20 protein-coding genes are annotated in these 20,676 nt (G+C 42.4%); 4 read left to right on the forward strand and 16 right to left on the reverse strand.

The window, feature by feature from the left end; translation table 11 throughout:
- Nucleotides 1-3 precede the first annotated feature (3 nt).
- The 15 genes from DBR43_RS06735 to DBR43_RS06805 all read right to left on the reverse strand — a co-directional run bounded on the left by DBR43_RS06735 (nucleotide 4) and on the right by DBR43_RS06805 (nucleotide 14,686).
- Complete coding sequence (locus DBR43_RS06735) at nucleotides 4-1,839, reverse strand: type VI secretion system Vgr family protein (protein WP_124579104.1); 1,836 nt, start codon at nucleotides 1,837-1,839, stop codon at nucleotides 4-6.
- Between the two features lie 58 nt (nucleotides 1,840-1,897).
- Nucleotides 1,898-2,284 carry a hypothetical protein gene (locus DBR43_RS06740; RefSeq protein WP_124579106.1) on the reverse strand — a complete coding sequence of 129 codons (387 nt, stop codon included), beginning with the start codon at nucleotides 2,282-2,284 and terminating at the stop codon, nucleotides 1,898-1,900.
- Entirely contained in the window at nucleotides 2,274-2,885 is a 612-nt protein-coding gene (locus DBR43_RS06745) for a hypothetical protein (protein ID WP_124579108.1), read from the reverse strand. The genes DBR43_RS06740 and DBR43_RS06745 overlap by 11 nt, the downstream gene beginning before the upstream one ends.
- Before the next feature lie 77 nt (nucleotides 2,886-2,962).
- Complete coding sequence (gene tssD, locus DBR43_RS06750; RefSeq protein WP_124579110.1) at nucleotides 2,963-3,358, reverse strand: type VI secretion system tube protein TssD; 396 nt, start codon at nucleotides 3,356-3,358, stop codon at nucleotides 2,963-2,965.
- A gap of 119 nt (nucleotides 3,359-3,477) precedes the next feature.
- The gene (gene tssD, locus DBR43_RS06755) at nucleotides 3,478-3,873 is read right to left on the reverse strand and encodes a type VI secretion system tube protein TssD (protein WP_073230876.1); all 396 of its coding nucleotides are present in this window, start codon (nucleotides 3,871-3,873) and stop codon (nucleotides 3,478-3,480) included.
- A 248-nt stretch (nucleotides 3,874-4,121) separates the two neighbouring features.
- The gene (tssD, locus tag DBR43_RS06760) at nucleotides 4,122-4,517 is read right to left on the reverse strand and encodes a type VI secretion system tube protein TssD (protein ID WP_069377472.1); all 396 of its coding nucleotides are present in this window, start codon (nucleotides 4,515-4,517) and stop codon (nucleotides 4,122-4,124) included.
- 38 nt (nucleotides 4,518-4,555) lie between these two features.
- Nucleotides 4,556-4,951: a type VI secretion system tube protein TssD gene (tssD, locus tag DBR43_RS06765; RefSeq protein WP_069377473.1), complete on the reverse strand. Its 396-nt coding sequence runs from the start codon at nucleotides 4,949-4,951 to the stop codon at nucleotides 4,556-4,558.
- Nucleotides 4,952-5,131: 180 nt separating this feature from the next.
- Nucleotides 5,132-5,701: an NAD(P)H-dependent oxidoreductase gene (locus DBR43_RS06770; RefSeq protein WP_074609953.1), complete on the reverse strand. Its 570-nt coding sequence runs from the start codon at nucleotides 5,699-5,701 to the stop codon at nucleotides 5,132-5,134.
- 144 nt (nucleotides 5,702-5,845) lie between these two features.
- A complete protein-coding gene (locus DBR43_RS06775) occupies nucleotides 5,846-7,237 on the reverse strand; it encodes a DUF5458 family protein (protein ID WP_124579111.1) in 1,392 nt (463 codons plus the stop codon).
- Nucleotides 7,238-7,274: 37 nt separating this feature from the next.
- A complete protein-coding gene (locus DBR43_RS06780) occupies nucleotides 7,275-7,721 on the reverse strand; it encodes a hypothetical protein (protein ID WP_124579113.1) in 447 nt (148 codons plus the stop codon).
- Between the two features lie 74 nt (nucleotides 7,722-7,795).
- Nucleotides 7,796-10,312, reverse strand: a complete 2,517-nt coding sequence (locus DBR43_RS06785) for an ATP-dependent Clp protease ATP-binding subunit (RefSeq protein WP_124579115.1) — start codon at nucleotides 10,310-10,312, stop codon at nucleotides 7,796-7,798.
- Nucleotides 10,313-10,322: 10 nt separating this feature from the next.
- Entirely contained in the window at nucleotides 10,323-12,680 is a 2,358-nt protein-coding gene (gene tssR, locus DBR43_RS06790) for a type VI secretion system protein TssR domain-containing protein (protein WP_124579117.1), read from the reverse strand.
- A gap of 6 nt (nucleotides 12,681-12,686) precedes the next feature.
- Entirely contained in the window at nucleotides 12,687-13,631 is a 945-nt protein-coding gene (locus tag DBR43_RS06795) for a PKD domain-containing protein (RefSeq protein WP_124579119.1), read from the reverse strand.
- Nucleotides 13,632-13,667: 36 nt separating this feature from the next.
- Nucleotides 13,668-14,156: a type VI secretion system transmembrane protein TssO gene (locus DBR43_RS06800; protein ID WP_124579121.1), complete on the reverse strand. Its 489-nt coding sequence runs from the start codon at nucleotides 14,154-14,156 to the stop codon at nucleotides 13,668-13,670.
- A 5-nt stretch (nucleotides 14,157-14,161) separates the two neighbouring features.
- Nucleotides 14,162-14,686: a hypothetical protein gene (locus DBR43_RS06805; RefSeq protein WP_124579123.1), complete on the reverse strand. Its 525-nt coding sequence runs from the start codon at nucleotides 14,684-14,686 to the stop codon at nucleotides 14,162-14,164.
- A gap of 152 nt (nucleotides 14,687-14,838) precedes the next feature.
- Between DBR43_RS06805 and DBR43_RS06810 the strand changes: the two genes are divergently transcribed.
- Nucleotides 14,839-15,273: a GPW/gp25 family protein gene (locus DBR43_RS06810; RefSeq protein ID WP_074609939.1), complete on the forward strand. Its 435-nt coding sequence runs from the start codon at nucleotides 14,839-14,841 to the stop codon at nucleotides 15,271-15,273.
- A gap of 83 nt (nucleotides 15,274-15,356) precedes the next feature.
- Complete coding sequence (locus tag DBR43_RS06815) at nucleotides 15,357-17,210, forward strand: type VI secretion system baseplate subunit TssF (protein ID WP_124579125.1); 1,854 nt, start codon at nucleotides 15,357-15,359, stop codon at nucleotides 17,208-17,210.
- On the opposite strand, the gene DBR43_RS06820 is transcribed toward DBR43_RS06815, so the two are convergent.
- Nucleotides 17,207-18,145 carry a type VI secretion system baseplate subunit TssG gene (locus DBR43_RS06820; RefSeq protein ID WP_124579127.1) on the reverse strand — a complete coding sequence of 313 codons (939 nt, stop codon included), beginning with the start codon at nucleotides 18,143-18,145 and terminating at the stop codon, nucleotides 17,207-17,209. The two genes, DBR43_RS06815 and DBR43_RS06820, sit on opposite strands and share 4 nt — an antisense overlap.
- A 119-nt stretch (nucleotides 18,146-18,264) precedes the next feature.
- On the opposite strand from DBR43_RS06820, the gene DBR43_RS06825 reads away from it, so the two are divergent.
- Nucleotides 18,265-19,158 carry a TssN family type VI secretion system protein gene (locus DBR43_RS06825; protein ID WP_124579129.1) on the forward strand — a complete coding sequence of 298 codons (894 nt, stop codon included), beginning with the start codon at nucleotides 18,265-18,267 and terminating at the stop codon, nucleotides 19,156-19,158.
- Between the two features lie 9 nt (nucleotides 19,159-19,167).
- Nucleotides 19,168-20,325 carry a hypothetical protein gene (locus DBR43_RS06830; RefSeq protein ID WP_124579131.1) on the forward strand — a complete coding sequence of 386 codons (1,158 nt, stop codon included), beginning with the start codon at nucleotides 19,168-19,170 and terminating at the stop codon, nucleotides 20,323-20,325.
- Nucleotides 20,326-20,676 lie beyond the last annotated feature (351 nt).

Raw genomic sequence — 20,676 nt, forward strand, 5'->3', positions numbered from 1 at the left:
GATCTAAAATAAATTACTTTTATCTCCGCTATTGTTCTTAATGGCTTTGGCGGCATGTTTAACCACATTTCCTTCCGCGCTGTTATACGTCAGGTTCCCTGTGGCTGTCTTGGTGATATTGGTTGCCTCACTTTGGTAGGCTTCCACCGCCATCTCGGTAATATTCGCGGCATACAGCTGATAATCGGCGCTCACCCTGATCTCATGGTTTACGCCTACCTGTGTATTCATATTGTTTCCTGCAGTGGTCAGGATATTTTTTCCAACCTGTATGTTCAGGTTCTCCGCCACATTGATCTGCATGTTCTTCGAATTCAAGGTCATGTTTTCGTTTGCAGTGATGGTAATGTTACTGCCGGTGGTGTCGATGTGGATGATGTTTTTCTTGACATCAGTAATGGTGATCCCATGCCCCGATGGCCCGTCATTGAACTCAATCAGGTGTCCGCTTCTGGTGGCAATACTTTTCATATGATTTGAACTCGAACCTCCGGCACCTGTATTTCCATGGAAGATACTTCCCATCACAAAGGGACGGTCGGGATCATTGTAACGGAAACCCACCACCACCTGATCGCCCACCTCCGGAATAAAGACATAACCCCTGTTTTTAGAAAAAGGTTCACTTGTTCCCGCATCAGGAGTCAGTACCCGGATCCAGTCTGTAGTCGAATTGTCTTTCTGCCAAAGCATCTGTACTTTTATCCTTCCTGTTTGGGAGGGATCATTGTTATCGGTAACGATGGCAATCTGGGCTTCTGCCTGGGGTGCCTGAATATGTGCAACCGGCAACACCTCCGTATTGGAAGGCACACCTTTAAAGGTATTGTTATAACGTCCCAGGCCATCTATCTGATGTGTAATTTCGGTTACCAAAAATTTCCCTACGGAATCCTGACTAAATGCCGCAGCACCCACCCGGTGAGACACCTGCACATCGGCAATGCTCCCGATATTGAGTGCTGTATTCGTACTCTCTCCAGTAAGATCGGAAAGATTGGATGCCATGGCTGCCTTATGTTTATCGGCCAGTTGTTCCAGCTGACTTTTATTCTCGACCCTCGGTTTAACCGGTGCATTCACCTTACTTTCAAATACCGAATTCGATTCCTGAAAAGCATGTTGTGCATAATCGTTTAATCCTTTACTGAGGTTCGCTGATCCGGTAGACAACCTGTTGTCTTCCTCAGAACGATAGGAATAGTAAGAGAACTCCATCGGCTGAATCCTCACCGCCATGTTCATGAAGTTCAGGTTTTGCCCATGTACGAGGGAAACCGAAGTTGCTGAAGAAGGTTTTCCAAAATGTAAGACCTTTCCATCATAATAGAAAAACTCTCCATATTCAGAGCTCAGCCTGTTTAAGAAAGAGAAATTACTCTCCTTAAACTGAGTGATGTATTTTAAAGCTGAATCGTAACCTGGTTTGATGCCAAACTCCATTTCATTGCCAGCCAGTGACGAAGTGATTTTTTTTACGATCTCCTCCAGCTTCATCTCGCTGTAGGAAACCAGGTTCCCTCCCGTTTCCAGCAGAATGGTTGGTGAGAAGCCCTTGATGATCAGGTTTCCTCTTAAGCCATGACTCTGCGCCAGGTTAACTTCACAAACCAGGCCCTTAAAGTCCATGTTTCCCTGGTCAATGCTGACAATAAAACTTTTCCCTACCCAGGATTTAGACTGGTCAATCCGGAATGATCCGGTTTGTTCAATCACATCCTGGTTAATGATGAGTTCAAATTCATGGTGGCGGTTAAAGGCCTGAGTAATTCTCAGTGAGTTAAAATGAATGATTTTCGCATCATCAATGTGTATTTCCAGATTTATTTTCTTTTCCATCCTTCAGAACTTTAGCGGTTAGGTTGATTTTTAGCTTAAACGGGTTATCCCGGGCCACTTAAAACTGAGCATCTTTTTTCCAGATGCTGTAGTGTGCGTATTCCCAGGTCCCCTGATTTTGCCGGTACCATACGGTGATGTTATCCTGACTATTGTAGGCCCAGGTATATTCTTTAATCTTTATATCGCGGGAATTACGTTCCCCTTCAGGCACGTAATTGTAAATTTCTATTCTAAATTCAGAGAGTGGCCTGGAAAGGTCAAAAGAATCGGTAGCCAAAGGCTTCCCGAACTTCCGCAATGCCTCTTCCGGCGACAATCTTTTTAAAATTGTTTCATTGGAACCAGCAAGCTCCCGGTCATGAACAGACCCTGGATTTCCAAGGCATCCCATCAGCAGCATCGCGCAAAATGCGATCAGGTGATATGGCGCTCTAATGACCATAGCTCAGTTCGAATTTAACTCCAGGAATGAGACCGTTGATGGTTTGTTTAATGAAAGCCAGGTGTGTTTGTTTAAGTTCTGTGCCGGTATTCATCATCCCCGGAAAATCACGAAGCGAATTTTCCCAGGCAACACCTTCTGCACGATAACTGGTAGGATGGTAACATACAGGAGTTCCTTTATGCCCGAATGCATGAGCCGGAGGGCATTGATCAACAGAATCCAGCTGTACTTTCCGCGTATTCCAGCGGAGATCGGTTTTAGGATAGGTTCCTGCGCTGATCTTATTGGCCGCTACTGTCCAGTGCGCACTATTGTCGAGGACCCAGCTGACGTCAAAAGAAGTTTTGATCACAGAGGGATGGTAATTTGAAGGCAATATCGATCCGGGGCTCAGCTTCAGCAATAGCTTCGCTCCCCAGACTGATCGAATGAGCCTTTCCACCTTGCTATGAAAATCTTTCGTTTCCGCATACGTCCACTGGCTTGTACCCGGAACATTGTTCCAGTCGTACTTCCAGCGCTGCAGCACTTTAAATTCATTTCGGGCAAGGTCGAATGTAATGCTAAAATAAGGGGTATCCTTTTTATAGAGTATCATAGGTAGATGATTCTAAGCGCATTAAATCAATGAATAGTCAAAGCCAGTCCGAAGACCGGCCTTAATTTACCTTCCCACTAGGCTTTTGGCCAATCGTTGGTATGCTCAGCGTTGCCCAGTTTCAATTTCCTTGCAGAAATGACAAAGCTTAAAGTCATAGGGGTATTGTCATTCACCGCAATTCCTTCATTGTACTGAATGATATAACCATCTTCAAATGAAAGTTCCTTCATCTTTGCATCCTCTTCCCCTTTTTTGAAGATGATATTTCCTGATAATGCTTTGTATTGGTTGTTTACCATTGATTCAATGATTGAAGTATCCTCAGTAGATTCCACTTCAATGTGAATAGTTCCACCATAAACACCTGAAGATGGGCGACCTTTTGCGTCAACATCTCTGTTTAATGAAAAACTGCATTGCAGCACATCGAATTCTTTAGATCCTAAAGTCAATCTGGTTTTAAAAGCCATGATAGTATTATTTTAATTTGTCAATAATGTTGTGAATTGATTTCTTCCCTAAAATTAAATCAATATCTGATATAACAGTATGCTGCTATAAAAAGATGAGGAAATAAAAGGAAGGCAGGTTACGCTTTCGGCCAGTCGTTGGTATGCTCAGCATTGCCAAGCTTCAGTTTACGGGCAGAGATCTGGAATTTCAAGGTCATTGGGTTGTCCCCAACGATATTGATTCCTTCGGAATACTTAACGATGTATCCATCCTCAAAATGAAGTTCTTTCATCTTCGCATCTTCTTCTGTTTTTTTGATCAGAAGCGTACCGGTTAAAGGTTTGTATTGATTGTTTACCATGGACTCCACGATTGAAGTGTCTTCGGTCGATTCAATCTCTATGTTGATTGTTCCGCCATACACTCCGGAAGAAGGTCTTCCTTTTGCATCTACATCACGGTTGAGGGAATAAGAACAATGAAGTACATCGTACTCCTTGCCCGAAAAGTTTAATCTTGCTTTGAAAGCCATAACTTTATTTTTTGGGTGAAATATTTTTATTTACTATTCACAATAATAACAAAAAGTCTGCCAATATCGAAATTCCGACTTCCTCCTTGCTGAACAAGCCCCAGCGGCTGATTGGGGACGCTGCCCCCATTCCTTTCTGTTGAACATCTCTGCAACCTGTCTAAAAACTGGACAAGGATATGGCTTATTTTCAAAAAAAAGCAGGACCAGCAATTGGTCCTGCGTATTTTTTACGGATTGGAAAAAGCCTATGCTTTTGGCCAGTCGTTGATATGTTCTGCGTTACCGATCTTCAATTTGCGCGCCGATATTACAAAACTTAAAGTCATTGGCGTATTGTCGTTAACGGCAATACCCTCATTGTACTGGATGATGTAGCTGTCTTCGAAAGACAATTCCTTCATCTTTGCGTCTTCTTCGCCTTTTTTAAAGGTGATCGTGCCTGAAAGTGGCTTGTACTGGTTATTTACCATAGATTCGATCACTGAAGTATCTTCTGTAGATTCTACTTCAAGATGGATTGTTCCACCGTAAACACCTGATGACGGACGTCCTTTTGCGTCTACGTCCCTGTTCAATGAAAAGCTGCACTGCAGCACATCGAATTCTTTTGAACCTAAGTTCAGTCTGGTTTTAAATGCCATGATAATGTTTTTTGAATGTTAAACTTCCTGAATTTGAATTATGCCTTTGGCCAGTCGTTGGTGTGCTCAGCGTTGCCGAGTTTCAGTTTACGGGCAGAGATCTGGAATTTCAAGGTCATCGGGTTGTCCCCAACGATATTGATTCCTTCGGAATATTTCACAATATATCCGTCTTCAAAATGAACTTCCTTCATCTTCGCATCTTCTTCTGATTTTTTGATCAGTAAAGTTCCGGTTAAAGGTTTGTACTGGTTGTTTACCATTGCTTCGATGACAGAGGTATCTTCAGTTGATTCGATCTCGATATCGATCGTTCCACCATACACTCCGGAAGAAGGTCTTCCTTTTGCATCTACATCACGGTTTAGGGAATAGGCACAGTGAAGTACATCGTACTCCTTGCCCGAAAAGTCTAATCTTGCTTTGAAAGCCATAACTTTTGGTTTTAGGGTTGTTATTTAATTAACTAGTCCTATAACGTCAAAAAGTTTGCCATTATTACCTAATAATCAAGAGGATATCGGAAAATAAATAAAAATATTTTCAAAACGCGCTTTCCGGCGCAATAAGTCATTTTCTTCCTGAAAAAATAAAAATCCTTTCTTTTCGCGGTCTTACATCATCTTGGAACCGAAGCTCTCCAGTTTCCTCAGCCATTTCTTACTGTAATCATTCTCAAGGGAATACAACTGACCAATGGTACTGGTATGGACCGGATGAAAGCGGCAGTTTTCAAAAACGTTTCTTTTTATAGACAGGTAAGTTACTTTCTTGTCTTGTTTCCAATACTCAAAAGTCTCTTCATCCAGAATCGAGATGATGCGTGCGGATTTGCCGCTGAAGTTATTGCTGATGTTCTGGAACTTGGACACAAAAACCTGATCAGGCATAAAGAGCCTGTCGAAAAAACCTTTGATCCGTGTAGGGATAGATGATAAATATACCGGACAGAATAAAACGACATGGTTTGCCCACATGATCATGTCCAGTGCGCGCTTCAAATCCGGCTCCAGTTCAGGAACCCGGTTGTTGAATTGCTTATTGGAATTAAAGATCAGGTCAATAATTGCAATTTCCTTTACATGTGCACCGGCATCCGCGGCTCCTTTATGGTAGGCCTGGATCAGGTGGCTTGTCGCAGCGGTCTTTTCAGGATCACCATTGATGATCAATACTTGTTTCATTTATTCCCCGGCCTAAGTAAACATTGAGGTGCTAAATTATAAAGAAATTGTTAAGTCAGGAAATGCAATCCGGCTTAAAAAAAAATCCGGAGCAGATTTATTCAATCTGTCCGGATATTGTTTAAAAAAGAAAAAAATTATTAGCTATTGCTGCGCATATTCTGAGCTCCAGGTGGTTTCCTCATCCTCCCCTTTCTGACCATCAAGTTTCACCACGAAACTTTTTGCAGGGAAATAAGGAGTAATGTGAATGTCCAGGTGGATTTTATCTTTCTGTACTTCATCACGCTCAAAACGCATGATTTTAAAACGCTCGATCAAACGCTCAGGTCCCTGAATGCCATCCAGGAATTTCACGATCTGTCCGCGGAGGTCCTGTTCTGTCTTAGAAGTCCAGTTTTCAAATGCCCTTCTGTTCAGGAAGTCGAACAATACTTTGGTCACGTAATCAAATACACGTACTACAGAATAAGTCTGCAGACCGATGTTATCTCCGTTGAACAAGGTCTTGGCCGAGAAGGCCATTACTTTTCCATACTCGTTTACCATAGGCACCAAACCAATCCTTTCCAGGTGGGAGATCTCGCTTTTCTTCAGGTCAAACTTCACACCGTCGATATCGTTGATGGCACCATGTTTTTTACCTGCAGTTACCTGCGACATCAGGGTGTAATACATCTTACCAGCCAAAGCTGCAGATCCCGGTACGGTTAAATCGTCTTCTTCACCTACTTCAGCAACTTTCCCTCTTCCTACCAGCCAGTTACAGGTCATGATGGTATTTGATTTGAAGGCATCGCCACCGGTCAGGTTCGCAGCTGTAAACAAGTCAATCACATCATCCGGCTGATCAAGATCCGCGAAATCAGTTACGAGCATTGCCTTGTTTTCATAGGCGATCTTGCTCCATTTTTCTACCACTTTATTGGAGCCCATATAACCAGGGATTACCATTAAAGAGTAGTTCTCGCGAAGGTCAAGCCTGTCGTATTTTTGTTTCAGCTCATCGCTTACATAATCGATAAACCTTGGATTGTCCAGGTCTTTGATCTGGTCCATTGAAGCATTCATCATGATCACATTCTTCACTTTGTCTGCTTCTGTATTTTGATAGAACAGGTTTACTGAACGGTAGGCCTGCTCCAGCTCTCTGGTACTTTCCAATGCAGAAGCAATGTTCTTATTCAGGTTTTCTTCTGCATTTTTCAATTTCTCTGTGCTTTTATCTACCATAGAAGCTACAGAATCAGAACCCTCCAATACGTCAATCCACAACTGGATTTTCTTTTTCAGTTCTTCTCTTTCCTTTTTCTTTTCATCACCGGTCAGGAAGATCTGCTTTCTTGCTTTTCTTTCCGGATTTAAGTTCTGTAAACCATCTACTGTTGCTTCCAACAGATCAAAACCACCTACTCTTGCCAGTTTATCCAAACTGTCCTGAAGGGAAAGTTTCTCCTGACTTTGCTTTTCCGCGGGCTTAAATGCCGTTTCCTGTGATGAATCCTGTGCTATTTTTTGTTCTTCTGGAGTTGCCATGCTAATATTTTTAAGTCGTTCTTCGGGGATTACTGAATTATTTATTCTCTTCTAATTCAGCCACAAAATTTTTCAAAGCACTGATAAAAGCACTTTTTGTTTCTTCATCATCAAGCGTAGCTTTCAAAGTCTTGTTCGACTTCAGTTGCTTGATCACATTCAGGGACATTTCCCTTTCGATGTTCACATTGCTCAGGTGGGTACTTTGGGTGATGATGTGCTTCACGGCAAAGTCACCAAGGTTGCTGAAATGAAGGGTCTCAGGTGTGGTAGATCCGTCTTCTCTTTCAAATGCAACATTTACCTTTGGTTTATAATGGTTAAAAACTTCCTGTACAGTTTTCAAACCCTCTACTTTTTCAGGCTTGATCGGATCATTATCTGTCAGCTTCTGTATGAATAAAGTTTTATTATAGGCAATGTCTGCAAACGCTTCGGAGGTATCTATTTTTCTTTCGTTACCGCCAATTTCATAGTTAAACATAGTGTTGATATTTAAGGGTTTAAGATCTTTTTTTTATTAAAAATATTGAATTTAATTAAGAAAACATTATTTACCTATATTTTGTTTTCCAGTTCAGTTACAGCGCTTTGACCGATAATTTCCCATTCCAGACGCTCCTCGTTTTCGTGTTTTTTAATCACAATCAGGTTTCCTTTTTTCAGTTCTCCGGAGATGATATATTTGGAAATCGGCCTTCTCAGCTCATTCCTGATCACTCCCGACAACTGCCTGGCACCGTATTTTGGGGTAAAACCACTCAGGGCCAGCATCCTGACCGCTTCCGGTTCTATCTCAAAAGCAATGCCTTGTTTGTCCAGTGCATCGATTAAGCTCTTCAGCTGAATTTCAAAGATGCGCACCACATTGTGCTCTGAAATCGGTGCAAAAGGCACAATCTCCGATAAACGCGCTAAAAACTCAGGTCTGAAATGTCGGGCCATGATTTCCATCAGCTGTTGTGAAGTAGGGATCTCTCCTTTGGCCACCTGCTCCGCAATCCATTCACTTCCAATATTCGAAGTAAACAAGATCAGGGAGTTGGAGAAGTCACCTTCTTTACCCAACCTGTCGTGCATATGTCCTTCATCTAAAATCTGAAGGAAAGTATCAAAGACCGAAGGGTGTGCTTTTTCAATCTCATCAAAGAGCAGGACCGAATAAGGCTGCTGCCTGATTTTATTCACCAATAAACCACCTTCTTCATAACCCACATATCCCGGAGGCGCACCATACAGCAAGGCTGCAGAATGTTCTTCCTTAAATTCGGACATGTCAAAACGGATCATTGCTTTCTCATCATTAAAGAGAAACTCGGCGATGGATTTGGCAAGTTCTGTTTTACCGGTTCCTGTTGGCCCCAATAAGAAAAACGATCCGATCGGTTGTCCTTTTTTGTTCAGTCCGCTTCGGGATTCCAGAATCGCATCCGAAACCGCCCTTAAAGCCTGGTCCTGTCCAACTACCCTTCGCTTCAGAAACTGCTCCATATTCAGGAGTTTTTCTTTTTCCTGAGCCTGGATTTTTCCTAAAGGAATTCCGGTTTTATAAGACACCACAGAAGCGATGTCCTGCTTGTGGACTTCATCCGTTTTCTGCGCTGCCAGTAATTTTAACGCTGCCAGGTTCTTGCTCAGGTAATCCCGATACTCTTCGATCGTTTCAAAGGCTTCTACCTGCGTTTCGTCGGTCAGCTGACCCAGCAGCACCGGGCTCACCTTATCCATCAGCTGGCTGTACAACCAGCGGTAATCTGCCAGCCTGGTTTCGGCTTCTTCTTCCAAAGTTTCCAGCTCGTTAAGCCTGGCGGACAATTCTTCCAAAACTTTGTCAGAAGTATCGTTCATCATTTTCATGGCGGCCATGGTCCTGTCCAGCAAGTCAAAAGCGGAATCCGGCAGACGGCGGTCTTTCATATAACGTTTTGCCAGCCTCACACATTCAGGGATCGAATCCGGCTGAATTTTCAGCTGGTGGTGGTCCTCATATTTTTCCTTTAGTTTCTCCAGCATTTTAATCGCTGAAGCCTCATTCGGTTCATTGACCTGCAGCACTTCAAACCTTCTGCTGAAAGCCTGTTCAGGTTCTATAATTTTACGGTATTCATCAATCGTGGTTGCACCGATCACGGTGATTTCTCCTCTGGCCAGTTCCGGTTTGAGCAAATTGCCCACTCCCCCACCAATAGGACCTTTATTGTCAAGAAGGGTATGGATCTCATCAATAAACAACACCGCTTTATCAAATTGTTTGATCTCTTTCAGGATGTTCTTCAGGCGGTCTTCAATCTCCCCCTTATAAGAAGCGCCTGCGATTAATGAACCCAGGTCGAGTTCAAAAAGCTGAACTCCTTTGAGCAGTTCAGGAACGTTATCTGCAATGACATCCTGTGCAAAACCATCCACAAGCGCAGTTTTACCTACCCCTGCATCACCGGTGATGATCACATTCGGTTTGGTGCGCCTGCAAAGGATCTCCATGATCATCCTTGCTTCCCGGTCCCTGCCGATGATCGGATCTGTCTTTCCATCTCTGGCAAGGGCAATCCGGTCGATACAGTATTTGTGCAATGCACTTGCTGCACCCGAAGATTTAGCTTCTTTCCCAGCTCCTCCTGCCGGGGAAACCACCTGCTGAATTTCTTCATCCTTGATGTACAGGTCCAGCAGTTCTCTTTCCCTGATCGGGAATGATTTCAACTCATCTGGTTTAAAACCGATGGTAGGCTTACACAATGCCGTAAGGACGCATACCGGTGTAATCAGGTCCAGCCCCAGCTTGATCCGGATGTGATCCGCTTCTTCAAAAACCTTTGCAATCTCCGGACTTCCTTTGACTTCGTCCGGAGCCGAAGCCGTCTTATCCAGTTCTTCGATTCTTACTTCTGCCCATTCGCTGATGTATTCCTCATCTTTGCCGATAGACGATAAAAACTGTCTCAAGCCCACCTCTTTATGCATCAACCCTTTCAACAGGTGTGCCGCAGTAAATTCCGGGTTATGGTATTCCTTAGCCAAAGATTGTGCAACCCTGATGGCTAATTTTACTGATTCACTGATATTTGTAAGACTCATAATTTAAATGCTAAGGGGTTTCTTTTTCAACAGGTGCAACAAAATTCTGCTCCGTGATGTAGTAATAAGTCTTTCCGTTGGAAATGAACTGCTGACCAACCTGAGTACTTCTCTTGATGCGCTCACTCGAACCGATCAAAAATTTCAAATAGTTCTCAAAATCTACCTGCGGCATTTTACTTCCTCTCTTCAAATCCACCACCGTGTATTTGTTTAACAGGTCATTTTGAATCGGTAAACCCGTTACCGTCCTGAAATATTTGGCCAGGCTCATTTTCCTGATGTCGCTGTTGGAAACGTCCATGTCTAACAACTGACGTTGAATATTGATGTAATTCTTTACCAGTTTACTTCTGAAGGAAGACTGATCCGGCTGAAGGTTCTGACCGATCATTAAAGAAAAAATATCGTTCAGTTGTTTGAATTCCATGGTATTTAAGACCACCGAGTATTGCAACAGGGACTTATTCTTGGCCACAATGTCGTCGGCAACTGAATTGGTCATGTAATATTTAAATGCATTGTGCGGCATTTTATCCGCTACATCACCATATACCGGAGCTTCCAGCTGTGATTCTACGGTAACCGATAAATTCTTGCGTTCTATCCCGGTTAAGCGGAAGGCACTATCCAGGGAGCTGATCTGGCTGTTGATGTCCATATCCGTTTCTTTGATGAAACGTTTCAGGGCAATGTTCATGGATTCCGCAGAATTCACAGATCCTTTTGTCGGGAAAACTACCCCACCCTGAATCAAACTGTTTTTAGGGTAATCCAGGTAGTAAGAAATGGAATCCAGTTTACTTGTATTGTAAGCCTGAGTACTATTTAATCCTTCTCCTTTTACCAAAAATCTTTTCTTTCTGTCTGCCGCATAAACTGCTGCGTCAGATACTAATTTCTTAGACTGCAATACAAAGTTGTTAAACAACTGATCGTAATCGCTATACATCTGGATGGCCAGCAATCTCGCGTCTACCTGTGCAAAATCTTCTGTCAGCTGGTTCAAACGGTAAGCTGTAGCACCTTCATTTCCGGTACTTCCGATCAATACGATCAGGTTGGTTTCATTATGGTGATTTTTTAACAGGTTTAAGCCTGCTTTAATCCCATCATAAACCGGCTGGTGGGCAATCCTTCCATTGCATCCTTCTGTTTTCTTCGCTTCTTTAGAAAGGAAAGACATCAGTGTTCTGTAATCCGGGGATAAAGACGGAGAACTTAAAATTCCTGTAGCCGCGCAACTTACCCCATCTCTGTAAACCACAGCACCATAGCTTAAATTGTGTTTTTTACCATATTCATTGAAAACATTTTCAAATGACTGAATCGTGTTCGTCAATCCGGAGAAATACCTGGTCATCGGACTTCCGCCGTCGACTACAAAAACCACATTGATTTTATGAATGTTCTTTCTCAGGTCAAGATAGCTCAGGTAAGGCAATGCCGAACCGCTGATCGTGATGACTTTATTGTCAGACTTGTTGTATACATCGGCTGCAGTTCCCAATACATAACGTCCGTTTCCTTCTTCCGCAACTACCGGAGAGCTTCTCAGGATCAGGTCGTTTGTACCCAGAAGCGGGTCCATATGTACGCCATGAAGGGCGAAAGCCACAGAATCACTTTGTTCGTAAGAGTTGATCTGTAAAGGAGAAATGAATAACCTGTTCCCCCAGTTATGAACTGCATCCGCTGCAATCCATCCATAAACACTTTTTCTGGCACTATCTGCCACGAGCTGATCTTCATTTCCAATCAGGTATTTCTTTCCATCTTCAGATTTTTTGAAAATGTAAGAGATCTCATGCAGCCTTATTTTTGCCGAACGTTGTTTCAACTCCGGAGAATTGTAAACATAAGCAGAATCGGTATTGTCATAATAGAACTTAGACTCTGTCATCGGCATTTTACCATTGATCACAGCGATGGATTTCTCCGGATAACCGGATTTCTGATTGGAATAAGAACGCTGCCAAAGCAAAAGCTTTGACTTCGGAATCCAGCCATAGCTGATCGCGCTTTTTTTATCATTGATCTTTCTGCCCCTGATCATTCCTGCTTTGTACTTGATCAGTTTCAGGTATCCGTTTTCTTCTTTGGATACATAAAAAGGCTCCATAAAGTTCAGTTTCTTCATGATCAGACTTCCGCCCGGAGCGGTGGTCGTATAGTTTTCATCCCTGTCGGAAAAAACGATCCAGGGTAAGTTTGTCGTTTTGCCGTCGGTACTTAAATCCGTATTCGCAGATGGCTTTTCGAAAGCCTTGGGCATATATTTTACTTTCTTCCCAAATGCTGCCGGCGACTGTGCCATAACAAAAGCAGCTTGGGTGATGAGTACTAAGAGGGAGATAATTCGTTTCATAGATGGTTATTTTACGGTCTTGGCTGAATGTTGTTTGATATTTACCAGGATGGCACAGTTAGAAGTAGGGCTGATGGTCAGTTGTGCTTCATCTACGACGATTTCACCACCAAAAGTTAATCCCATACAGTAAGAATAAAAGTCGCTGGACTTTTTCACGTTATCCTGTTCTACAGCAACAGTCACCTTTTCGCTGTTGCACATATATTTCCTTGTCAGGTAATAATAATTAGAGTTAAAGTCAGCACCATTGGCAATGGCCTGCAGCCTCGCCCTGATGTCATCAATCACTTTACGTTCACCTTCTCCCGGCAATACCAGTTCAGTATCGATCACTGCGTTCGGATCGGTAATAAAGATCTTATGGTACACTGGTCTGTGTCCTCTGTCGGTGGTGAGCTTCACCATGTATTCTCCCGGTGCATGGAAAGTGTACAATGCAGTTCTTCCTTTCACATCCACACGTCCTGTTTCTCCAAAAGCCCATTCATATAAACCGGCTTTTCCTTCGGCTTCGAGTCTGACCTCTTCATTAACCACACCCGAGGTAGGACCGTTAATGCTCACTACGGTATCAACGGCCATACTTACCGTATCCCTTATATTTACCGGGAATTGCTCGCGCAGCTCTCCGTCAACGGTTAACCTTACGATGTAAGAACCTGATTTCAGATAGCGGTAGCTTCCGTTTTGCGTATTCGATTTGGCGCCATTACCAAATTCCCAGAGCCATTTTTTGGCATTTTTTGTATTGTCTGTAAATACAAGGTCTTCATTTAGGTAAAGCTCATCTTTTAAGATCCTTGCATCAACATTACGTTTATCAAAGACGGAGCTCTTAAAGAAAAAGATGATTGCTGCGAGAACGAGTATTGCGATAAATATGTACAGGAATATATATCCCTGCGAATTACTGCTCACTGATTTTCCATTGGTAGTGGTATCGGCCATATGCTTGTGGTTTGATTGTTTTTATTCGGTTATTTCTTATTTCTGGTTGCCCATGGTTTGTTTCAAACGATCGGTAGACAGGTTACAGTCCTTCAGGGAATTTTCGACTATTTTCATGTCATTGTTATTTCCTTTCAGTTCTCTCCTATCGTAAAAAAAGTCATTGTACAACTGTGAGGCCTGAAGAAATGTTTTATAGCGTAAGTCTGAAGCCCTTCTCTCGTAATTTGACTTGATGGAGTTCAGCGAGTTCTTGATGTCATTCTCCAGGAAAACAGCTTGCACCCCCGGATCGAAACTGATGATTTGTTTATAAGTCGTGTCTACTGTAGCACGCTGATCTTTGACTATTTCTTCAAATTCCGCATTCTGCGACAACTTATCTGCGAGGTCCTGTTTGGACACCATCCTACCATCTCCATAATCGTGGAAAAGGCCGAAGCTCAAAAGTGTAGCGGTAAACAGGAAAATTCCGATAAAAAACAAAAACTGCTCTCTTCTTTCTTTTATACTAAGTTTGATCATCGTGCTTATTTAAATATTCCTGATTTCAATTTCTTGTTTCCGGCCAGATTTGTCTTACGGCAAGATTCCAACTGGTACTTTAAGCGCGCGATGGCCACTTTCGTCCCCAATAAAGAATCCTGAATCACTGCCATCTGTACGACATCATCGGTCATCTTTTTGTAGAGCTGAAAACTGCCGGCATCCGACTTCTGTTCTTTGATGATTTCCCGGATCCTGAAGTTTTTGTTCTGGATGTCTTCCAGTATGATCGCCTGATTGTTCATTTCAACAGAACCAATAACAGTAGAACCGTTTTTGGACAATTGCTGGAAGCGCTGCAGGATCATGTCAAAATTGGTGTTGATCTCTTTTCTTTTGGCGAGCAGCATATCTGTTTGCTTCACTTCCTTTTCCAGCAACTGGTATTCAAATTTTGAGGATACAAAAAACAGGTATACACAAAGAATTGCAAAAGAAGTAAGCAGGATAAAGTTTAAAACAAAGAGCCGGTAAGATCTGCTAAGTTCCTGAGCGTTGATTGGTTTCATAGTGGGATGGTTGGTTTGGCATTGAGCTGCATTAAGTTTTTAAATACGAAAACATATTTTTATAATTTTCTTATAACGTCACCCTATTTCATTTTTTGGACGTAATATTGATTAACCATTTACCAATTATTGTTCCATTTAAGCATAACGCCATGTCAGATTTCTTATACAATAAACCATTTCGACTAAAAAACATCTTCGAAAACAAGGATTTAAAAGAGGCTGATATAGGGAAATCTATCTCTCAGAACATAGAACTCATCATTTTCACCAGGTATGGGGAACACCGGCACAACCGCAATTTCGGATGCGAAATCTGGGACCTGGATTTCGAATTAATTGTAAGTGAAACCACCTGGGAAGAAAAATTCCGGCAATCCTTATTGCGTTCCATCACGCAATATGAGCCCAGATTGTACCAGGTAGAGGTAGAAATTAAAATGAGTGAGGTAGAGAAGATATTTTCCATCAGAAATGTTACAGAAATTAAGAAAAAGGTAGATATCTCTATCTGGGGAAAAATGAATATAACAGGAGAAAAATATTATTTCAACACTGGTCTGTTTTTAAGCCCATTATCCAGCTAAATCAAATTGTTCTATTTTAAGGATACTATGCACACAATTATAGACAGTCCCATTAATCCATCAAATTAATCATTCTCTAAAAGATGAAAAACATATTTTACTCTTCAAAAGACGAAATCCGAAATAGAATCCTTAAAAATGCACAAGACTATTGGGGAATAAAGAATACCAATGATTTTGATCCATTGGTAAAACTGATTATCGAAGCCCTGAGCACCGAAATATTCGGGGTTTCCAATGATGTTAAAAATCTGGAAAACAGAATACTCGACAAAATCTCCAGAATTCTCGCCTCAGACACCTTAACCTCTGCCCTTCCTGCCCATGCAATCCTTCATGCAAGGCCATTTGAAGCGATAGAGACCATTGATACCAAAACTCAGTTTTTCCACCGGAAAAAGTTAAAAGACAAAAATGAATCGAATAAGGAAAATGCCATAGACGTATTTTTCAGTCCGCTGAAACCGGTAAAAGTATTCAACTCCGGGGTTTCTTATCTCGCCAACGGGAACAACTTGTTTCAGATCGACGGGCAGCACAACAAACTACTCCTCAGCAATACCATTCCGGGGAATTCACTCGAAAACAACACGATCTATATCGGTGTGGAAGTGGCGCCCGGACTCCCGACATTTAAAGGCATGAGCTTTTATTTTGACTGGAGAAACTATGTCGTGAATGACCATACCTACGACCTCCTTTCTTTGTCCAAATGGTCGATCAACAATGCTCCGGTCAACATTTCCCTGAACAAGTTTCATATGGAACCGGAAAACAATTTCCAGTCACCCTTTGAAAAGCACGATGTGCTGAACCTCCTCAATGAAGACATCCAGGCCTTTTACTCCAGTCGCTTTCTAAGCATCGACGACGAGAATATTTTCCTTCCTCATCCTTATTTACAACTCTATCCAAAGGAGTTTGAAAATGTCTTTCAACCGGGAAGCCTGGTCAACTTTAAAAAGCCGGTCCTTTGGTTTAAAGTGCAGTTTCCGGCAGCCATATCTGATGTGATGCTCGATGAACTTCACATCTCGACCAATGCCTTTCCGGTCGTGAACAAGCGGATGTTTGAGATCAAACACCGCCTGAAAATGATGACCAATATCATCCCGGTAAAGCTGCAGGACCATGAACAGTTCTTATCCGTACAGACCCTCAGTGATAAACTGGGGAACACCTATACAGAAATCCCGCATACCCATTATGACGATCGTAATGTCGGCTCCTTTTCCATCCGTTATGGCGGTTCAGAGCGTTTCGACGGCAGGAATGCGAAGGAGGTTGTCGACTATCTTTTCGAGCTTCTGAGGGACGAAAAGGCTGCTTTTTCTGCTTATGGTTCTGACTTTTTAAACAGCTCATTAAAGGACCTCGAACAAAACATCTCCATTATTGAGCAGAAAACAAAGGCACAGCTGAGCATGATCAAAGAGCTGCTGAACTATGTGATTGTAAAGCCATTGAACAATGCAGACATCATGTTTCTGGAATTCTGGACCACCAATGCGGAAATGGGAAATCAGATTCGTTCGGGAAGTCATCTGCAATCCTTTGAAAGTAGTAAAGTGATGCCGGAAAGTCTGTTTCTACTGAGCAATTCTAAAGGCGGAAGGGCACGCTTAAATGCAGGAAACCGCGTTCAGGCCTATAAATACGGCCTCACTACCGGAAACAGACTCGTGACTCAATCTGACATTATTAATTTCTGTTTCTATGAACTGGGCACCAAGATCAAGGCGGTAAACATCCGGAAAGGACTCATGTCGACACCAAACCCAAAAGAAGGTTTCATCAAAACGACAGATATTGTGATCACGCCCAGTCAGCAGAACGAACTGAGCAGGGAGGAATGGAAGTCCATGCTGGAGCTGACGAAATCAAAACTTGAAATCCGCAGCACCATGAACATCCATTACCGTCTGATCCTCGATTAGAGGTAAACGGTAAAACCGAGATAAGCATTTTCACTATCCGCACCTAAAGAACCCAACCTGTTGGCCTCAGCGGCGAGCAGGTTGACCTTCACCTCGGTCTCTACGGGAACCAGGTAAGATACCGCAAGGTCGATGATGCGGGAATGGGCAGTCCCGGGCATAAAGCTGAGCAGGCGTTGTGTAGTTGTAGGCCCAATATTAATGATCATTTCCTCTTCATCTGTTGCAAAACTGTTGCCGATGATGGAGTTGATCCCAAGCGCACCGAAACCAAGTTTAAACTGCATATGCTCGTCTATTAACTTAGGCTTAACATTCGATTGCTTCATCAATACCTCCACCGGAGTCTTGAAAAGGACCGAAAGCAGCTGACCAAGGAAGGTAACGTCGTTGCGTTTCTGATGAATGACCGGCAAAAGGTGCATCCAGATGATGCTTTGTTCTTTATCAAATAACTCGAATTCTTTCCATTCTGCGGCAAAGATTCTGGTGAGCTCGCTATAAGTTGTTTTTTTATCCAGTCTGTTTTCATACAGCTCCAGAATGGTCTTCAGGTGATTGATCTCTGCTTCGAAAGGCATGAAGAACTTTCTGGCATCTTTTTCCTCCGCTCTTCTAAACTGAACATCTTCAACCATTTGCTGCTCCGACATTCCGGAGCTTCCGGTAGGTGGATTATGAAAAAGGCCTTCCGGCAGCATGTCATATAAGCCTTCCTGATGGCTTTCAATATTGATGCAATCCTTGCGTTTACTCTCAGAATAATAAAAAACATGGCTACCGATTTCTTTGGCAAATGCCCTTTTTCTGGGACCGGCAGGAAGTACGGCAATCTGATCGGCCTCGAAATCTCCCGCTTCGATCAGTTCCGCAGCCAGGGCTGTAGCCTTAAAATCCGTCTGGAGATCATTTTTCAAATGTAAACTGTCTTTCATATATTTATTTACCGCATACTTAAACCTACATACCCTAATAATTATACCATTTTTATATTAAAAAATTTAAGGTACTATATTTGTTAACAGATTAAGCATAAATCATCAAATACTATTTAATGGACGTTCAATCATTTTTTATTCGTTATTTACTTTTTCCCTTAATCTTCATCGTCTCCGCTGCGCTACTCTCTATTGTCAACAAGAAAAATCAATTTCTAAACAACAAAAGACTGATAGTAAGTATTTTAGTACTCAGTGTATTCCTTGCACTTCCCGGGTTTCTTGGCTTTTTAAGCTTTGATTTTATGCCATGGGGATATATTATTTGTCAAATCTACTATACAGGACTCGGAATTCTGTTTGTCTACCTGTTCACAAAATACTACCCAAAGGAATTGCTTGAGAGAAAGTTCTTTGTAATATTTGCGATATTAATTAGCTGCCTGCTGAGCTTCTATCTTTTCCAGCTGGCCTTCAACTGGCTTAGCGACATTCACTTTGGAATCTGGGCTGCAACAAGCCTGGTCACCTTCTTTGTCCCGGTGTTATTCTGGTGGGCCTATGTGGCGCTGATCAGCATTCCAACGGAAATTTATAAGATCTGGCAATATCCATCAAGCCCTTTGAACATCAACATGGACCACCTTGATTTTGACCGCATGCTGGTATTGGAACTGGAACTTTATAAAAACACCAACGATCCTGAACCCCTGAAAGTAAAAGCGAAAGCACCGGAAAACATGGTATTTGGCGATTGGTTCTATAAATTCATAGAAGATTATAACCTGAAATTCCCTAAAACCCCGGTGAAATACATGGGGGAAGATTTTGAATCGTTCAAATGGATATTTTTCATCAAAACTTCTTTCTTTAAGAAGAACATTTTTATTGATCCGGACCTTGACATCATCAACAATGGCATTACAGAAAAAATGACCATTTATGCAAAAAGAGTATCTGAAAACGCTAATAAACCAGAAAAAGTAGGTGACGAATCTATTTTTATATAACCGACGACTATGATTTCACCATTAAAATATAAGCCCGTTAACTGGGTGGACGGCATGAAGCTTTCCAGCAATCATTTTATTGCTACAGATCAATTTAACCAGGACTTTGTAAGAGATGCGAATTCCGTATTTATAAACCACTTCAACTATGGTCTGCTCCCTCCTTTTGCAGGGCAGCGCCTGTCGCATGATATTGAGATCATGGAAAAGGCCACAAACCATATTGAGGTTAAAGTAAGACATTGCAATGCCATCACTGCCGAAGGTTGCAGAATAGACATTGAAAGCTCTTCCAACTTTGAGGACCAGCTTACTTACAGCCAATATTTTAGCAGTGAAAACATAGACCATTCCAGGGTGATGGTATTCAACATCCTGCTGATGGTAAACCCATTTGAAAGAATGCCTTCAGGAAATCCTGATCCGGAAGACAACCCGCCGAGGTATCCGGACATTTCCAAAAACTACAGCATCATCATCCTGCCTGCTTCAGAAATGGCACCTAAAGCCACAGACAGCTATCACCTGACCATCGGACAGCTGATACAGGAAAGCGGCAGAATTACCATCAATCACAATTATATCGCCCCCAGCAGCAGCATGATCAGTCACCCTGGCTTAACGCGGTATTATGAACTGTTCAGTAGCCTCATCAATGACCTGCAGCTTGCGGCCTTTAAAATCATCGATAAGACCACCGGAAAAGATTCCATCACACCATTGGGTAAAAATATCCGTTTGCTGTCAGAAAAACTGCTGGATTACATCGCACAGATCTTCTTCAATTACAGGAATTTCGGCTATCAGCAATCTCCGGTCTATATTGTAGGTTATTGTTCAAACCTTGCCCATGTGTTCTTTACCGGAATCAAACTGGTAGAATCTAAGGAAAGAGAAGAAATGTTAAAGTATTTCTATGAATGGAGAGATGTAACACCAGGAAACTTCGAAGAAATCCTTGCGCGGATGATAGAGATGGTCTATGACCATCAGAATATCTATGCTTCCATGTCCATGACCGAAGAGTTTTTAAAGGTCATGGTTGCCCTTTGGAATAAGCTGGGTATGCTGGAATACATTGGTCAGCGCAAAGAAAACATTGTTGTTGCAGAACAACAGGTGGTACAACAGGTTCAGACGAAAAGAAGCTGGACATTACTGGATTAACAGCATCCGAAAAAACACCTCATTTTACATACGTACAGAATCCCGTTGGAAGCAATTTCAACGGGATTTTTTTTGGGGTAAAAAAGGGTTCAGACCAGTCCATGGACAAGTAAAAGACAGCCGGCAGGAATACACTTGATAAGCCCGTTTTTCACTCGTTGCTGACCCGCCTTTAACACGCTTTCAAGCGGGCTTGCACCGAGTATAGACCGAGCTTAGACCGAGGTCAGACCTAGCTCAGGGAAAACGGGGTATTTCCCAGTCTTTTACCTGTCTTTCAACAAGCCCAAAGGCAAAGTTTTATGCGCCTTATTCCTGAGATGGCTTTACATAAAAGCGCTCGGTTTTCTG

Source organism: Pedobacter sp. KBW06 (assembly GCF_003852525.1).
Classification (GTDB): Bacteria; Bacteroidota; Bacteroidia; order Sphingobacteriales; family Sphingobacteriaceae; genus Pedobacter.

Bases quoted from the DNA above. Each gene is read 5' to 3' on its own strand.
- DBR43_RS06770 (WP_074609953.1), bottom strand. From the start codon at position 5,701: ATGAAACAAGTATTGATCATCAATGGTGATCCTGAAAAGACCGCTGCG.
- tssD (WP_124579110.1), bottom strand. From the start codon at position 3,358: ATGGCTTTTAAAACCAGATTGACTTTAGGATCTAAAGAATTCGATGTG.
- tssR (WP_124579117.1), bottom strand. From the start codon at position 12,680: ATGAAACGAATTATCTCCCTCTTAGTACTCATCACCCAAGCTGCTTTT.
- DBR43_RS06775 (WP_124579111.1), bottom strand. From the start codon at position 7,237: ATGGCAACTCCAGAAGAACAAAAAATAGCACAGGATTCATCACAGGAA.
- DBR43_RS06810 (WP_074609939.1), top strand. From the start codon at position 14,839: ATGTCAGATTTCTTATACAATAAACCATTTCGACTAAAAAACATCTTC.
- DBR43_RS06830 (WP_124579131.1), top strand. From the start codon at position 19,168: ATGATTTCACCATTAAAATATAAGCCCGTTAACTGGGTGGACGGCATG.
- tssD (WP_069377472.1), bottom strand. From the start codon at position 4,517: ATGGCATTTAAAACCAGACTGAACTTAGGTTCAAAAGAATTCGATGTG.
- DBR43_RS06815 (WP_124579125.1), top strand. From the start codon at position 15,357: ATGAAAAACATATTTTACTCTTCAAAAGACGAAATCCGAAATAGAATC.
- DBR43_RS06740 (WP_124579106.1), bottom strand. From the start codon at position 2,284: ATGGTCATTAGAGCGCCATATCACCTGATCGCATTTTGCGCGATGCTG.
- DBR43_RS06735 (WP_124579104.1), bottom strand. From the start codon at position 1,839: ATGGAAAAGAAAATAAATCTGGAAATACACATTGATGATGCGAAAATC.
- DBR43_RS06825 (WP_124579129.1), top strand. From the start codon at position 18,265: ATGGACGTTCAATCATTTTTTATTCGTTATTTACTTTTTCCCTTAATC.
- DBR43_RS06800 (WP_124579121.1), bottom strand. From the start codon at position 14,156: ATGATCAAACTTAGTATAAAAGAAAGAAGAGAGCAGTTTTTGTTTTTT.
- DBR43_RS06795 (WP_124579119.1), bottom strand. From the start codon at position 13,631: ATGGCCGATACCACTACCAATGGAAAATCAGTGAGCAGTAATTCGCAG.
- DBR43_RS06785 (WP_124579115.1), bottom strand. From the start codon at position 10,312: ATGAGTCTTACAAATATCAGTGAATCAGTAAAATTAGCCATCAGGGTT.
- tssD (WP_073230876.1), bottom strand. From the start codon at position 3,873: ATGGCTTTCAAAGCAAGATTAAACTTTTCGGGCAAGGAGTACGATGTA.
- DBR43_RS06780 (WP_124579113.1), bottom strand. From the start codon at position 7,721: ATGTTTAACTATGAAATTGGCGGTAACGAAAGAAAAATAGATACCTCC.
- DBR43_RS06805 (WP_124579123.1), bottom strand. From the start codon at position 14,686: ATGAAACCAATCAACGCTCAGGAACTTAGCAGATCTTACCGGCTCTTT.
- DBR43_RS06820 (WP_124579127.1), bottom strand. From the start codon at position 18,145: ATGAAAGACAGTTTACATTTGAAAAATGATCTCCAGACGGATTTTAAG.
- DBR43_RS06745 (WP_124579108.1), bottom strand. From the start codon at position 2,885: ATGATACTCTATAAAAAGGATACCCCTTATTTTAGCATTACATTCGAC.
- tssD (WP_069377473.1), bottom strand. From the start codon at position 4,951: ATGGCTTTCAAAGCAAGATTAGACTTTTCGGGCAAGGAGTACGATGTA.